The 14389-nt window shown below is 70.7% G+C and carries 14 protein-coding genes; 10 read left to right on the top strand and 4 right to left on the bottom strand.

The features are described from left to right. Nucleotides 1-17 precede the first annotated feature (17 nt). Together Afe05nite_RS15645 and Afe05nite_RS15640 are read left to right on the top strand one after the other, a co-directional pair. Nucleotides 18-1391 (top strand): aminotransferase-like domain-containing protein, encoded by a 1374-nt coding sequence (locus Afe05nite_RS15645; protein WP_203817831.1) that lies wholly within the window; start codon nt 18-20, stop codon nt 1389-1391. A gap of 94 nt (nt 1392-1485) precedes the next feature. Then, complete coding sequence (locus Afe05nite_RS15640; protein WP_203817830.1) at nt 1486-2790, top strand: aspartate aminotransferase family protein; 1305 nt, start codon at nt 1486-1488, stop codon at nt 2788-2790. A gap of 179 nt (nt 2791-2969) precedes the next feature. Here Afe05nite_RS15640 and Afe05nite_RS15635 read toward each other — a convergent pair whose 3' ends face one another. Continuing rightward, the gene (locus tag Afe05nite_RS15635; RefSeq protein WP_239117839.1) at nt 2970-3848 is read right to left on the bottom strand and encodes a phytanoyl-CoA dioxygenase family protein; all 879 of its coding nucleotides are present in this window, start codon (nt 3846-3848) and stop codon (nt 2970-2972) included. Nucleotides 3849-4324: 476 nt separating this feature from the next. On the opposite strand from Afe05nite_RS15635, the gene Afe05nite_RS15630 reads away from it, so the two are divergent. From Afe05nite_RS15630 to Afe05nite_RS15610, 5 genes are all read left to right on the top strand, one after another. Then, entirely contained in the window at nt 4325-5551 is a 1227-nt protein-coding gene (locus tag Afe05nite_RS15630; protein WP_203817828.1) for an inorganic phosphate transporter, read from the top strand. Beyond that, nucleotides 5548-5865: a hypothetical protein gene (locus tag Afe05nite_RS15625; RefSeq protein WP_203817827.1), complete on the top strand. Its 318-nt coding sequence runs from the start codon at nt 5548-5550 to the stop codon at nt 5863-5865. Before Afe05nite_RS15630 ends, Afe05nite_RS15625 begins: the two co-directional genes overlap by 4 nt. A 32-nt stretch (nt 5866-5897) precedes the next feature. Continuing rightward, complete coding sequence (locus Afe05nite_RS15620; protein WP_203817826.1) at nt 5898-6215, top strand: DUF3349 domain-containing protein; 318 nt, start codon at nt 5898-5900, stop codon at nt 6213-6215. Between the two features lie 171 nt (nt 6216-6386). Next, nucleotides 6387-7631: an inorganic phosphate transporter gene (locus Afe05nite_RS15615; RefSeq protein WP_203817825.1), complete on the top strand. Its 1245-nt coding sequence runs from the start codon at nt 6387-6389 to the stop codon at nt 7629-7631. Between the two features lie 70 nt (nt 7632-7701). Continuing rightward, nucleotides 7702-7986, top strand: coding sequence for a hypothetical protein (locus tag Afe05nite_RS15610; RefSeq protein WP_203817824.1), 285 nt, complete (start codon nt 7702-7704; stop codon nt 7984-7986). A 189-nt stretch (nt 7987-8175) separates the two neighbouring features. On the opposite strand, the gene Afe05nite_RS15605 is transcribed toward Afe05nite_RS15610, so the two are convergent. Beyond that, nucleotides 8176-9258 carry a glycerophosphodiester phosphodiesterase gene (locus Afe05nite_RS15605; RefSeq protein WP_203817823.1) on the bottom strand — a complete coding sequence of 361 codons (1083 nt, stop codon included), beginning with the start codon at nt 9256-9258 and terminating at the stop codon, nt 8176-8178. A 345-nt stretch (nt 9259-9603) separates the two neighbouring features. On the opposite strand from Afe05nite_RS15605, the gene Afe05nite_RS15600 reads away from it, so the two are divergent. Both Afe05nite_RS15600 and Afe05nite_RS15595 read left to right on the top strand, forming a co-directional pair. After that, nucleotides 9604-10353 (top strand): hypothetical protein, encoded by a 750-nt coding sequence (locus Afe05nite_RS15600; protein WP_203817822.1) that lies wholly within the window; start codon nt 9604-9606, stop codon nt 10351-10353. Between the two features lie 29 nt (nt 10354-10382). Then, nucleotides 10383-11630: an alpha/beta fold hydrolase gene (locus tag Afe05nite_RS15595; RefSeq protein WP_203817821.1), complete on the top strand. Its 1248-nt coding sequence runs from the start codon at nt 10383-10385 to the stop codon at nt 11628-11630. A gap of 9 nt (nt 11631-11639) precedes the next feature. Here Afe05nite_RS15595 and Afe05nite_RS15590 read toward each other — a convergent pair whose 3' ends face one another. Continuing rightward, entirely contained in the window at nt 11640-12587 is a 948-nt protein-coding gene (locus Afe05nite_RS15590; RefSeq protein ID WP_203817820.1) for an EamA family transporter, read from the bottom strand. A 39-nt stretch (nt 12588-12626) separates the two neighbouring features. On the opposite strand from Afe05nite_RS15590, the gene Afe05nite_RS15585 reads away from it, so the two are divergent. After that, nucleotides 12627-13169, top strand: coding sequence for a CGNR zinc finger domain-containing protein (locus tag Afe05nite_RS15585; RefSeq protein ID WP_203817819.1), 543 nt, complete (start codon nt 12627-12629; stop codon nt 13167-13169). 50 nt (nt 13170-13219) lie between these two features. Here the strand turns inward: Afe05nite_RS15585 and Afe05nite_RS15580 are convergent, their stop codons facing one another. Then, the gene (locus Afe05nite_RS15580; protein ID WP_203817818.1) at nt 13220-14362 is read right to left on the bottom strand and encodes an acyl-CoA dehydrogenase family protein; all 1143 of its coding nucleotides are present in this window, start codon (nt 14360-14362) and stop codon (nt 13220-13222) included. Nucleotides 14363-14389 lie beyond the last annotated feature (27 nt).

The raw sequence follows: 14389 nt of genomic DNA, 5'->3' as shown, positions 1-14389 counted from the left end.
GATTTCTGCGAGGTAATTTGATCGAGCTAATCGCCGGGGCGGTCGAGGACCGCAGCGCCCGGGGGATCGCCGCCGCCCTGGGCCGTCTGGTCAGCACCGGAAGCCTGCCGGCCGGTGCCCGGCTGCCGACCGTGCGCGACGTCGCCCGGTCGCTCGGCGTCAGCCCGACCACGGTCAGCGAGGCCTGGCACAGCCTCGCCCGGGCCGGGGCGATCCGGACCCGCGGCCGGTCCGGCACGTTCGTCGCGGACCGGCCGGCCCGGCCGGTCGGCCACCGGTTCGCCCAGCTGGGCGCGGCCGCCGTCGGCGCCCACGACCTGTCCACCGGCGTGCCCGACCACGACCTGCTGCCCGACCTGACCGACGCGCTGAAACGACTCGGCGACGGCCGCCTCACCGCCGGCTACCTCGACGCGCCGGTCCTGCCGGCCCTGGAGGAGGTGCTGCGCTCCCGCTGGCCGTTCCGGCCCGACCGGATGACCGTGGTGGACGGGGCGCTCGACGCCCTCGACCGGGTGATCGACGCGGTGGTCCACTTCGGTGACCACGTGATCGTGGAGAATCCGGCCTTCCCGCCGCTGCTCGACCTGCTCCAGACCGTCGGTGCGACGGTGCTCGGGGTGCCGATGGACGCCGGCGGCATGCTGCCCGACGAGTTACGCCGGGTCCTGACCGGACACCCCGCCGTCGCGGTGTTCCTGCAGCCCCGGGCCCACAATCCGACGGGCTCGAGCCTCACCTCGGAGCGTGCGGCCGGCCTGGCCGCCGTCCTCGGCGATTTCCCGACCGTCACCGTCGTCGAGGACGACCACGCCGGCGACATCGCCACCGCGGCGCCGGTCAGCCTCGGCGCGTTCCTGCCCGCCCGGACCGTGCACGTGGCCGGCTTCGCCAAGAGCCACGGCCCCGACCTGCGCCTGGCCGCGATCGGCGGCCCGGCCTCGGTGATCTCCGCCGTGGCCGACCGGCGCCATCTCGGTCCCGGCTGGTCCAGCCGGCTGCTCCAGGCGGTGCTGCTCGACCTGCTCACCGACCCGATCGCCGTCGGGCAGGTCGCCGAGGCCCGCGACGTGTACGCGGCCCGGCGCGCGGCCCTGCTCACCGGCCTGCGCGAGCGGGGCGTGACGGCCTCCGCCGCCGACGGCATCAACCTGTGGATGGCCGTCGACGACCAGCAGATCGCGATGGTGTCGCTGGCGGCGCGCGGGATCGCGGTGGCCCCGGGCGCACCGTTCTGTGTCACCCCGCTGCCGGCCGACCACGTACGTGTCACAGCCGGGCTGGTCGCCGAGGGGGTCGACGCGCTGGCCGACGCGCTGGCGGCGGCCGCCATCCTCGACAGCCGGGGGAGCGGGACCCGGGCCCGGCCGCATCCGCGGGGCTGGCGTTAGCCAGCCGCCGCCCCAGCGCCGATTACCGAAACGTCGGTTACCAACACGCCGGCGGCCCGGATGCCGGGCGGCCGACTCACCTCGGAGGGTTCTCATGAGTGACGACGAACTGCTGGCCCGGCACCGGGCGGTGCTGCCCGAGTGGATGCCCGTCTACTACGGCGACGAGGCGATCGAGATCGTCTCCGGTTCGGGGCGGCGGGTCACCGACGGCGCCGGCCGCACCTACCTGGACTTCTTCGGCGGGGTGCTGACGAACATGCTCGGCTACGACATCGCCGAGATCAACGAGGCGGTGCACCGGCAGCTCGCCACCGGCGTCGTGCACACCTCGACGCTCTACCTCATCCGCCAGCAGGTCGAACTGGCCGAGAAGATCGCCCGGCTGTCCGGCATCCCGGACGCCCGGGTCTTCCTCACCAACTCGGGCACCGAGGCCAACGAGACCGCCCTGCTGATGGCCACCAACGCCCGCCGCTCCAACCAGGTGCTGGCGATCAAGAACAGCTATCACGGCCGGACGTTCGCGACGATGGCGATCACCGGGCACCGGTCCTGGTCGTCCAGCTCGCTGAGCCCGCTCAACGTGTCGTGGCTGTCCTCGGCCGACCGGTTGCGCGGGCGGATGGCCGGGCTGGCCGACGGTGACCTCGCCGAGGCGGCGGTCGACGACCTGCGGGAGGTGCTGGCCACGGTCACGTCCGGGGACGTCGCCGCGCTGATCGCCGAGCCGATCCAGGGCGTGGGCGGGTTCGTCGCGGCGCCCGACGGCGTGCTCGGGGCGTACCAGAAGGTCTTGAACGAATCCGGCATCCTGCTCATCGCGGACGAGGTGCAGACCGGGTGGGGCCGCACCGGCGCCCATTTCTGGGGCTACCAGGCGCACGGCGTGACGCCCGACCTGATCACCTTCGCCAAGGGGATCGGCAACGGGTTCGCGCTCGGCGGCGTGGTCGGGCGGGCCTCGATCATGAACGCGGTGCCGGCGATCAGCTTCTCGACGTTCGGCGGCAACCCGCTGTCGGCGGCGGCCGGCAACGCGGTCCTCGACTACGTGCTCTCGCACGACCTGCAGGCCAACGCGGCGGTCGTCGGCTCGATCATCCTGGACGGGCTGCGCGGCCTCGACGTGCCGATCGTGGCGGAGGTGCGGGGTCGCGGGCTGATGATCGGCCTCGAGTTCGTCCGGCCCGGCACCTCGGAACCCGACCCGGCCGCGACGGTGCGGGTCTTCGACGAGTGCCGCGCCGGTGGGCTGCTCGTCGGCAAGGGCGGGTTGTACGGCAACGTGATCCGGATCGGGCCGCCGCTGACGCTCACCGAGTCGGAGGCGCGCGAGGGCCTGGCGGTCCTGACCGACGCGATCACCCGGGTGGACGCCGAATCGCGCATCGCCTAGGGGTGGGTGGCGGCCGGGCCGGCGGGTCGCTCACGCCACCGGCCCGGCCGCCGTCCTCCGGATGGCCTTGCCGGAGGCCCGTCCGCGCCCCGGCCAGGGGGCTGGCGGTGGGGGCGGAGGTCGGGTGCCGCACCCGCTCGTCGGAACGAGACGGGCCGGCGATTACTCTCAGTTAATTGCTATCGGAGCCACGGAATTGACCGGTCCAGCAACCCTCGCGATTGCAATTCATGGCGCAGCGGGATCTTCTCGTCGATGTAACCGTCCCAGTTGACGCCCCAATGATTGGCGGTGTGGGTGGCCTCGCCGAGCAATTGACGTTGCACCGGGGTCCGGTTGGCCCACCATTCGCCGGTGGTGTCCAGGGGCATGTCGTCCAGCGGCCGGATCCAGCGGTAGGTGTAGCCGACGAACAGCATCTTGCGGGTCACCGCGCTGCGGTTGACCGAGCGGGAGTGCCACAGGCGGCGGTCGAAGACGAACGCGTCTCCGGGGTTCGCGGTGATCTCGACGGTGCCGCGCGGGTCGGTGCCGTCCGGCGTGCGGTCGAGGGTGTTGTGCAGGTGGCTGCCCGGCACGACCTTGGTGGCGCCCCGGCCGGTCCGCGACAGGTCGGACAGCACGTACGCGACCTTCAGCGACAGCATCGGCCGGGGCTGATCGCCGGCGAGCACCTCGGGATCCGAGTTCTGCCGGTAACCGTCCTGGTGCCAGCCCCACGCCGGGGGCTGCTCGGACGGTGGGGCGGGCGGGGTCACGTCGAGGTGGTTGTGATGGGAGTAGATGTTCCACCCGGCGAGACCCCACACGAACGGAAAGGTCTGAGGGTGGGTCAGTAGCTCGCCGAACTCCTCGTCCCGATCGAGGAAACCGAGCATGTGCAGCGTGCCGTCGGGCCGGAGCCGGCCGAGGGCGCGCTCGTCGGCGTAGACCCGGTCGACGGCCGCCTCGAGGCGCTCGCGATGCTCCTCGCTCAGCGCGCCGCGGATCAGCACAATTCCCTCGCGCTGGAACTCGTCGCGCTGTTCCGGCGTGATCGCCTCAAATCCGGTTGCCATTTCCGGTCCCCTCAACATTCGTCTTTGCAGTTGTCCCCCGGGGGCTCCGGTCCTTCACAGGGAAAGACGCGACAACACAACGATTACGTTGCAGCCAAGGCCAAAATAATCGGAAATCGTGGCTGGCGATCACCGTCCGTGATGTGCCAGGTTTCGCGAAAAGCCGGAGATCTTCCGCACGCACCGTTCCGGGAACCGCCACCGCGTCCCCACCGGGCCGGAAAGTCCCGCGACCAGATCAGCGTGAAGCTCTGTACGCCGCGCAACCAGCTCCAGGTCGACCTCGGGGCGGGCCTGGCCGAGCGCCTCGAAGTCGACGCCGGTTCGCCCGCCGCGTACGCCCGACGGGCGGAAACCCGAAGTCGGGTGACGAATCGGCGAACGCTGCGGAGCCGGTTTCCCAACCCCGGCCGAACTCTTATTTCTCCTGCTCAGGGGCCTTTCAGGTCTGACCTTTCCGGGGAGAGTCTGACCCCGTGACAGAGTCAACCGTCATTCTGGCCCTGGTCGTAGTCACCGCTCTCGGGTTCGACTTCACCAACGGGTTCCACGACACCGCGAACGCGATGGCCACGTCCATCGCCACGAACGCGCTGCGGCCGAAGGTGGCCGTCGCCCTCTCCGGTCTGCTCAATCTCATCGGCGCGTTCCTCTCGGTCGAGGTCGCGCTGACCGTCACCAACGCCGTCGTGAAGATTCAGAATTCGGACGGTACGCCGAAGGAGTCGCTCACCGCCGGCGGTGGAGAAGCGCTCCTGATCATCGTGCTCGCCGGCCTCGTCGGCGGCATCGTCTGGAACCTGCTGACCTGGCTGCTCGGCCTGCCGTCGAGTTCCTCGCACGCGCTGTTCGGCGGCCTCATCGGGTCGAGCATCGCGGGCCTCGGCTGGGCCGGCGTCAACTGGAACGGCAACGGCAGCAAGCTCGACGGCGTCGTCGGGAAGGTCATCCTGCCGGCCGTCATGTCGCCGGTCATCGCGGGCGTGATCGCCGCGGTCGGCACCTGGCTCATCTACCGGGTGGTCACCGGCGTGGCGCAGCGGTTCACCGACAACGGGTTCCGCTGGGGCCAGATCGGCAGCGCCTCGCTGGTCTCGCTCGCGCACGGCACCAACGACGCGCAGAAGACGATGGGTGTCATCACCCTCGCCCTGATCGCCACGGGCGACTGGACCGACACCAAGAGCATCCCGCTCTGGGTGAAGGTCGCCTGCGCCCTGGCCATCGCGCTCGGCACCTACCTGGGGGGCTGGCGGATCATCCGTACCCTCGGCAAGGGTCTCGTCGAGATCGCACCGCCGCAGGGCATGGCGGCCGAGTCGGCCTCGGCCGCGGTCATCCTGGCCTCCAGCCACCTCGGCTTCGCGCTGTCCACCACCCACGTCGCCACCGGCTCGATCCTCGGCTCCGGCGTCGGCAAGCCGGGCGCCCAGGTGCGCTGGCGGGTGGCCGGCCGGATGGTCGCGGCCTGGCTGATCACACTGCCCGCGGCGGCGGTCGTCGGCGCGATCATGTGGTTCCTCGGCGATCTGATCGGCGGGCTCGGTGGCGCGATCCTCATCTTCGTGCTGCTGCTCTCGGCGGCGGGCTTCATGTACTGGCGGTCCCGTAAGGAGCCGGTCGGCCACCACAACGTCAACGACGAGTGGGAGGGCGCCCCGGCCGACGAGCGCGTTCCCGCCGTGGCCGGGAGGGCGTCGTGACCGACAACCTGGGATTCGCCCTCGACGGGGCCTGGAAGGTTCTGACCGCCGGCCTTATTCTCGGCGCCGGGCTGCCGCTGCTCTTCGCGCTGGGGATCCGGTCCCTGGCGTGGGGTGCCGGCGGCGAGGCAGAGGTGCACGAGAGCGGTGTCAGCGGTCCGAAGGCGCAGCCGATCGGCACCGTCCTCGGCTGGCTGCTCTTCGCGATCGTGGTGGCCGGCATCGTTCTGGGCATCACGTTCATCGTGGCCAGCGGCTTCGGCAAGGCCCTGAGCTTCGAGCACATCTACCCGACGATCATCGACAAGCACTGATCATCCACCGAGCCTGACCTGGGAGCAGATACGTGACGGAGTCTCGTTCCAACTTCCTGACGCGCAGCGTGGAGTGGCTGCGCGCCGGTTACCCGACGGGGGTGCCGAGGCAGGACTACGTGGCCCTGCTCGGGGTGCTGCGCCGCAAGCTGTCCGAGGACGAGATCCGTGGCATCGCCAAGGAACTCGCCCGGCAGTCGGAGGGCTCCGCCGCGCCGATCAGCGGCCAGGACATCGAGGAGATGATCAGCGACTCGATGCTCCAGGACGCGACGCCGGCCGACGTCGCGCGGGTGTCGGCCCACCTGGCGGCCGGCGGCTGGCCGCTGGTGGACCCGCCCACCGAATGATGAACCTCACATGAACGGCCGGGTGCAAAGCGCCCGGCCGTTCACTCTGCGCTTAACGTTCGCTACCCAGCGTTCATATTTGGGAAACAGCAGGTTAACGAGGATCGAACATCGAAAAGGTGACGTTCATCCTCTAGATACGGCACCGCAACGCGGGTGACCATCGCATTCGTGACACAAGCTTCGGTGGTTCTCGCCCTGGTTGTCGTGACGGCACTGGCCTTCGATTTCACCAACGGGTTCCATGACACCGCCAACGCGATGGCGACGACCATCGCGACAAAGGCCCTCAGGCCGAAAACGGCAGTCGCCCTCTCCGGCCTGCTGAACCTGGTCGGGGCGTTCCTGTCGGTCCAGGTGGCGCTCACGGTCACCAACGCCGTGGTGAAGATCCAGAATTCGAACGGTACGCCCAAGGCGGCGCTCGCGGCGGACGGCGGCAACGCGCTGCTCCTGATCATCCTGGCCGGCCTGGTCGGCGGGATCATCTGGAACCTGGCGACCTGGCTGCTCGGGCTGCCGTCGAGTTCCTCGCACGCGCTGTTCGGCGGCCTCATCGGGGCCACCATCGCCGGGCTCGGCTGGGCCGGGGTCAACTGGAACGGCGACGGCTCCAAGCTGGACGGTGTCGTCGGCAAGGTCCTGCTCCCGGCCGTCCTGTCCCCGGTGATCGCCGGCGTGGTCGCGCTGGTCGGCACCTGGATCATCCACCGGATCACCGCCGGGCTCGCGGCCCGCTACACCGACCAGGGCTTCAAGTGGGGCCAGATCGGCAGCGCCTCGCTCGTCTCGCTCGCGCACGGCACCAACGACGCGCAGAAGACCATGGGCGTGATCACCCTCGCCCTGATCGCGTCGGGCGACTGGACCGACACCAAGAACATCCCGTTCTGGGTCAAGGTGGCCTGCGCCCTCGCCATCGCCCTCGGCACCTACCTGGGCGGCTGGCGCATCATCCGTACGCTCGGCAAGGGCCTCGTCGACATCCGGCCCGCCCAGGGCATGGCCGCCCAGTCCGGCGCCGCCGCCGTCATCCTGGCCTCGAGCCACCTCGGCTTCGCGCTGTCCACCACCCACGTCGCCACCGGCTCGGTGCTCGGCTCCGGCCTCGGCCAGCCCGGCGCCCAGGTGCGCTGGCGAGTCGCCGGCCGCATGATCACCGCCTGGCTGATCACCCTGCCCGCCGCCGCCGTCGTCGGCGCCGTGATGTGGGCGATCGGCCACCTGATCGGCGGCCTGGCCGGCGCCGGCGTCGTGTTCGCCGTGCTGGTGGCCTTCGCCGTCGCGGTCTGGCGGCGGTCGCGGCGCACCCCGGTCAGCCACGAGAACGTCAACGACGACTGGGACGGTCCCGCCGACCCCACCCCCGAGCCGGAACCCGCCCCCCGCGTCCCCGCCGCCGCCGCCGTGAGCTGACCGCGCCGCCTTCGCCTTGCTTCTCGTTCCTGCTCGCACTCTCGCTCTCGCTCCCGGAAGGCAGCGTTCCATGCACAATCTCGGGTTCGCCCTCGACGGCGCCTGGCGTGTCCTGGTGGCCGGCCTGGCCCTCGGTGCCGGACTGCCCATCCTGTTCGCCCTCGGCATCCGCTCGCTGGCCTGGGCCGACGCCGGTGGAGCGGCGCCCCGCCCGGCCGGCCGGGCCCTCGGCTACGGCCTGTTCGCCGTCGTCGTCCTCGGCGTCCTGCTGGGCATCACGTTCATCGTGGCCACCGGCTTCGGCAAGGCCCTGAGCTTCGACCACATCTACCCGACGATCGTCCCCAAGCACTGACCCGCCCGGTTCACCCGCCCGCCGCTCGCCCGCCGCTCGCCCGGCGTCGTCCCGAATGAGATCAACAGCTGTGCTCGGCGGTGGGACTGTGGCCTGTCGGACGATTCGACCCGGCGGGCGGCCCGCCCGAACGCTATGCCGTGAAAGAGGGCCTCCCGGGCCGTGGGCGGCCCTCTTTCACGGAAAAGGTCATCTGCGCAGTTTGCGGGCCAGGACTCCGATGTCGGACTGGTCGGTGAAGAGGCCGTCTATGCCGGTGTTCAGGTAGGTGATCTGCTCGTCCAGGGCGCGGCCGTAGGCGTTCGGGTCGGTGCCGGACTGGTAGTCCTTCGGGAGGAACTGGTTCTCGGCGCGGAAGGTGTAGGGGATGACCTTGAGGCCGGCCGCGTGGGCGTCGCGGACCAGGGTGGTGGGGGCGCCGAGGGTGTTGTCGGGGTTGCGCGGGATGACCTGGTTCTTGTCGGGGCCGATGCCGTCGACGTAACGGGACAGTTCCTTGAGGCCGGCCGGAGTGAGGTAGTCGGCGTACGTCCGCGGGTCGTGGAAAGGACTGCCGCTCGCGCTGGTCAGGAAGACCAGGTTGACCTTCGCCTGGGGGCGCAGGGCGCGGAGGTTGGCCGCCTCGAAGGACTGGATCCACACCTTGGCGCCGCGCCGGTTGAGGCCGTTGCGCTCCAGGGTGCGCAGCAAGGCGGGCTCGAGTTCAAGGCCGAGTCCGCGGAAGTACGTGGGGTGCTTGGTCTCCGGGATGACGCCGAGGTCGCGGCCCAGTTCCCGGGAGAGTTTCGCCCGCAGGTCCAGCATCTCCTGGAAGGTGGGCACCTCGAACAGGCCGTTGTAGAGGGTGTTGCGCTGGCGTACGGCGGGCAGGCGTTCCACCGCGCGCAAGGTCTTGAGTTCGGCCAGGGTGAAGTCCTCGGTGAACCAGCCGGTCACGCTGACCCCGTCGAGCAGGACGGTCTTGCGGCGGGACGCGAACTCGGGGTGGCTCGCCACGTCGGTGGTGCCGCCGATCTCCGGTTCGTGCCGGCAGACCAGCACGTGGTCGCGTGTCGAGACGAGGTCGGGTTCCAGGTAGTCGGCACCCATGCGGGCGGCCAGCTCGTACGACGCGAGCGTGTGTTCGGGCCGGTAGCCGGAGGCGCCGCGGTGCCCGAAGACCTCGCTGGTCGTCCGGGGGCCGTGCGCTTCGGCCGGGGCGGCGGCCGTGACCAGTGCGGGCGCGGCGGCGGCCACGGCGCCGATGCGCAGCACCTGACGTCGGTCTGCCACGAGTTCCTCCACGGTGTCGGCGCCCGGCGCCGGTCGCCGGGCGTCCCGACGGGAAGTCGACCTGCCGCGCAAGACCGGGCGGCGACCTCGACGTGTCGATCACGCGAACGGCGCGGGAGCATCTACCCCCGGGGGGGAGGGATCTCTATTTTTTGGCACATTCCGTTACGGCTCTCTTAACTTCCCAGGTAGATCCGCCGAACGGCCTATGTGGATCACCATAGTGGACCGTCCGGGTGACGTTTGCGCTGACGGTGGGCGGGTGAACTAGGCAGTACAGTTCGCTCGCCCCTTGATCCGCATCCGGAGGTTGAACCGATGGCAAGCTGGGTTCTCATTCCCTGCTTGAAGAGTTTGTTCGCGGAGTTCGACCGGGTCGCGCCGAGCCGGGACAAGGCCAGCGACGGCAGCGTCGGCGACACCGCACACTCCCGGACGTCGTCCGATCACAACCCGGACGAGACCGGGAACGTGCCGATCCACGACGCCGACAAGGTCAACGAGGTGCACGCGATCGACGTCGACAGCAACCTCGACGAGAGCGATCTGACCATGGAGAAGGTCGTGCAGTTCCTGCTCGGCCGCTGCCGGTCCGGCGCCGAGAAACGGTTGCGCTACATCATCTACAACCGTCGCATCTGGTCCGCGTCGTCGGGCTGGGTGCAGAAGGCGTACACCGGGGCGTCGCCGCACACCGAGCACGCGCACTTCTCCGCCTCGTACACCTCATCTCTCGAGGCCTCGACCGCCTCATGGCACCTGGAGGACATCCCCGTGGCATTGACCGCCGCCGACAAGACCTGGATCACCAACACGATCGTGGCCCAGACGCAGAGGGCGATCGACTCCCGGCTGGGCGCCATCGGCGCAGAGGTGACGACGGACTACCGCATCGCCGGCACCAACACCTCCGGTTCCGACTACACGCGCAACCTGGCCGACCTGACCGGCGACGTGTGGTTCGCGACGATGGTCGGCACCACCCGGGCCGGCGACCCGCTGCCCGCCGACGGGGTGTTCGCGAAGCTCCTGGAGGACCTGGCCATCCTGACCGCGAAGGTGGACGCCCTGGCCGCGCAGGTGGAGAAGGGCTGATCGGCCGGGCGGGGTCGTAGGGTGAGCTCATGATCGCTCACCCCGGCCTGCGCTTCACCGAGCACCTCGTCACCGTGCCGCTCGACCACGCGCGGCCCGGGGGCGAGACGATCGAGGTGTTCGCGCGCGAGGTGGTGGCGGCCGACCGGGTCGGCGACGACCTCCCGTGGCTGCTGTTCCTGCAGGGCGGGCCGGGTGGCGCGGCGCCCCGGCCGGTGCGGGCCGCGAGCTGGCTCGGGTGGGCCGTGCGCACCCACCGCGTACTGCTGCTGGATCAGCGCGGCACCGGCCGCAGCACCCCGCTGTCCGCCGGGGGTCGGACCCCGCGGCAGTTGGCCGATCAGCTGCGCCTGTTCCGGGCCGACAGCATCGTCGCCGACGCCGAGGTGCTGCGCGAGCGGGTGGCCGGCGGCGCGAAATGGGACACCCTCGGCCAGAGCTACGGCGGCTTCGTCACCCTGACCTACCTGTCGCTCGCTCCGCACGGCCTGCGCACCTGCTTCGTCACCGGGGGCCTGCCGAGCCTGACCGCCACCGCCGCCGACGTCTACGCTCGGACCTATCCGCGGGTGGCGGCGAAGAACGCCGAGTTCTACCGCGCGTTCCCGGGCGACGTGGCGGCCGTGCGCCGCCTTGCCGACCACCTGGCCGCCACCGAGGTGCGGCTGCCGGACGGTGACCGGCTCACCCCCGAGCGGTTGCGCCTGCTGGGCGCGGAGTTCGGGATGAGCGACGGCTACGCCAAGGTGCACTGGCTGCTGGACGAGGCCTGGCACGGCGCCCAGCTCTCGGACACCTTCCGGTACGAGGTGATGGCGCTTACCGGCTTCGTCGACAAACCGCTGTTCGCGTTGCAGGAGTACATCTACGGCCAGGGCGCGTCGACGGGCTGGGCCGCCGCGCGGGCGATCACCGCCCGGCCCGAGTTCGCCGCCGATGCCACGCCGCTGCTGTTCACCGGCGAGATGATGTACCCCTGGATGTTCTCCCAGATCAAGGCTCTGCGACCGTACGAGGGGGCGGCCGCGCTCCTGGCCATGACCGACGACTGGCCCGCGCTGTACGACCTCGACCGGCTGGCCGCCAACGACGTGCCGGTGCTGGCCGCCGTCTACGCCGACGACATGTACGTCGACCTCGGCCTGTCCCTGGAGACGGCGGCGACGGTGGGCAACGTCCGCACCTGGGTCACGAACGAACACGAGCACGACGGGCTGCGCACCTCCGGCGAGACGGTCCTGAACCACCTCATGGAGATGGCCGCCGGCCTGCGGTGACGGCCCCGGTCAGGCGGGCACGGCACGGTCGCCGAGGCGGACCGCGACGATGCCGGCGATGATCAGCAGGCCGCCGAGCAACTGCGGGAGGCCGGGGAACTGGTCGACCAGGACCCAGGCGAACAGGACCGCGAAGACCACCTCGAGCAGGGCGAAGAACGAGGCCGTCCGGGAGCCGAGCAGGCGGATGGCGGCGATGCCGGTCGCGTACGCCACCGCGGCCGTCACCACGCCCAGCAGGAGCAGCGGGGCCCACCACGGCAGGGAGCCGAAGCCGTAGTCCGCGGGGGCGGTGGTGGCGTGCATCGGCAGGACGCCGATCGCGGCCAGCAGTCCGAGGGTGACGGTGCCGACGACCAGGCCCGTGCCGGCCAGGGCCAGCGGCGGGATGCCGCTCTCGGTGTCGGCCGAGATCAGGAAGTACGCGGTGGCACCGATCATCGCGGCGAACGCCCACGCCACGCCCGACCACGCCAGGTCGGCCCCGGAGATCAGGTCGAGCACCAGGACCAGGCCGGTCGCGGCGACCAGCGCGCCGAGCACGGTCAGTCGGCTCGGGCGCTGGCCGAAGCGGACCCACAGCCACACCACCACGGCCGCGGGGGCGGTGTACTCGATCAGCAGGGCGGGGCCGACGTCCATCTGGGCAACGGCGGAGAAGTAGCAGAACTGTGCGCCGGCGACCGCCAGTACCCCGTACATCAGGATCTGGGTCGCCCGGCCGCGCAGCAGCCGCCACTTGCCGCGCAGCGCGACCACCGTGAAGGGGCTCAGGACCAGGGCGGCGACGGCGATCCGGGTGAGCACGATCGCGCCGGGGCTCCAGCCGTTGTCGAGCAGGCCGGTGGCGAGCGGTCCGGAGAGGCCGAACGTCATCGCGGACAGGGCGGCCAGCAGGACGCCACCGCTGACACCGACGGGGGCGGCGGTGGGGGTGTCATTGGCTATTTGCGTCATGAGGCATGACGCTAGGAGGGGCGAGCGTAAGATGTCAAGGTGCTCCTAGCCCATGACACGGAAGCGGCTCTGCACGCCGCCGTCGACCTGGTGAACAGCGGGGAAGAACCGGACACGCTGACCAGCCTCGACGAGGCCGACGCCTGGTATGCGAAGTACGGCTACACCGGCCGGCGGGACCGGGACGACCGTGAGCTGGCCGACCTGCGCGCGCTGCGGCCGACGCTGCGGGCGCTGCTGCTCGCCGGGCGTGACGACGCCGCCGAGATGGTCAACCGGATGCTCGTCGAGGCCCGGGCGATGCCCCAGTTGCTGCGGCACGACGGCATCGACTGGCACATCCACGCGGTGGCGGCCGAGGAGCCCCTGGTGTGCCGGGTGATGGTGGAGACCGCGATGGCGGTGGCCGACCTGGTTCGCGGCGACGAGATGTCCCGCCTGTCGACCTGCGCGGACGACAACTGCGAGGGCATAGTTCTGGACCTCACGCGAAACCGTTCTCGTCGCTTCTGCAGCACGACCTGCGCCAACCGCAACGCCGTCGCCGCCTACCGGGCGCGGGCCCGATCGGCCCGCGGCTGAGCCGCCCCGGACCCGATCAGCCCGACCCGATCAGCCCGCGCCTGGATGGCTCAGACGAAGGCGCTCTCGCCGGTCACCGCGCGACCCACGATCAGGGTGTTGATCTCGCGGGTGCCCTCGTAGGAGTACAGGGCCTCGGCGTCGGCGACGAAACGGCCGATGTCGTAGTCGAGGACGATGCCGTTGCCGGCCAGCAGTTCGCGCGACCAGCCGGCCACCTCCCGCATGCGGGTCGTGCAATAGGCCTTGGCCAGGGCGGAGTGCTCGTCGCGGTAGCTGCCGTCGTCCTGGAGCTGGGCGAGGCGAACGCACATGCCCAGGGACGCGGTGACGTTGCCGGCCATCCGCACCAGCAGGTCCTGCACCAGCTGGAAGCCGGCGATCGGCTTGCCGAACTGGGTGCGCTCCTTCGAGTACGCCAGGGCGATCTCGTAGGCGGCCAGCATGACGCCGACCGCCTCCCAGGCCACGCCGCTGCGGGTGGCACGCAGCACCTTGGCGGTGTCCTTGAACGAGTTGGCGTCCTGCAGGCGGTCGGCCTCGGGGACGCGGACGTCCACCAGGGTGATGTCGGCGTTCTGGACCATCCGCAGGGCGATCTTGTTCTCGATCTTGGTGGCGGTGCAACCGGGCGCGTCACCGGCGACGACGAAGCCCTTCACCTGGTCGTCCGCCTCGTCGCGGGCCCAGACCACGATCAGGTCGGCGAAGGTGGCGTTGCCGATCCAGCGCTTGCGGCCGTTGAGGATCCAGGTGTCGCCGTCGCGGCGGGCCGTGGTGCGCAGGCCGGCGGCCACGTCGGAACCGCCTGTCGGCTCGGTCAGCGCGAACGCGCCGACCCGGTCGAAGGTGGCCATCCCGGGAAGCCAGCGGGCCTGCTGCTCGGCGGAGCCGCAGGCCCGGATGCTGCCCATCGCGAGTCCCGAGTGCACGCCGTAGAACGTCGCCATCGAGGCGTCCACCCGCGCCATCTCCAGCGCCAGCCAGCCGTTCAACAGCGACGAGCCGGGCTTGCCGGCGATGTCGAGGTCGGCGTACCGCTTGATCAGGTGGGTCGGGAACTCGGCGCGCGACCACTGGTCGTTCGCGATCGGGGCCACCTCGGTGGCCATGAACTGGCGGACCCGTTGCACAACTGTCGCTTCGTCCTTCGAAAGGAGGTCCTCGAAGCCATATAGATCTCCGGCGAGCATATTCCGTAACTACCCCGCAGCCCGTCT

Source organism: Paractinoplanes ferrugineus, from assembly GCF_016862195.1.
Classification (GTDB): domain Bacteria; phylum Actinomycetota; class Actinomycetes; order Mycobacteriales; family Micromonosporaceae; genus Actinoplanes; species Actinoplanes ferrugineus.
The sequence above is the reverse complement of the archived record's forward strand: the minus strand, read 5'-3'. Positions and strand labels throughout refer to the sequence as shown.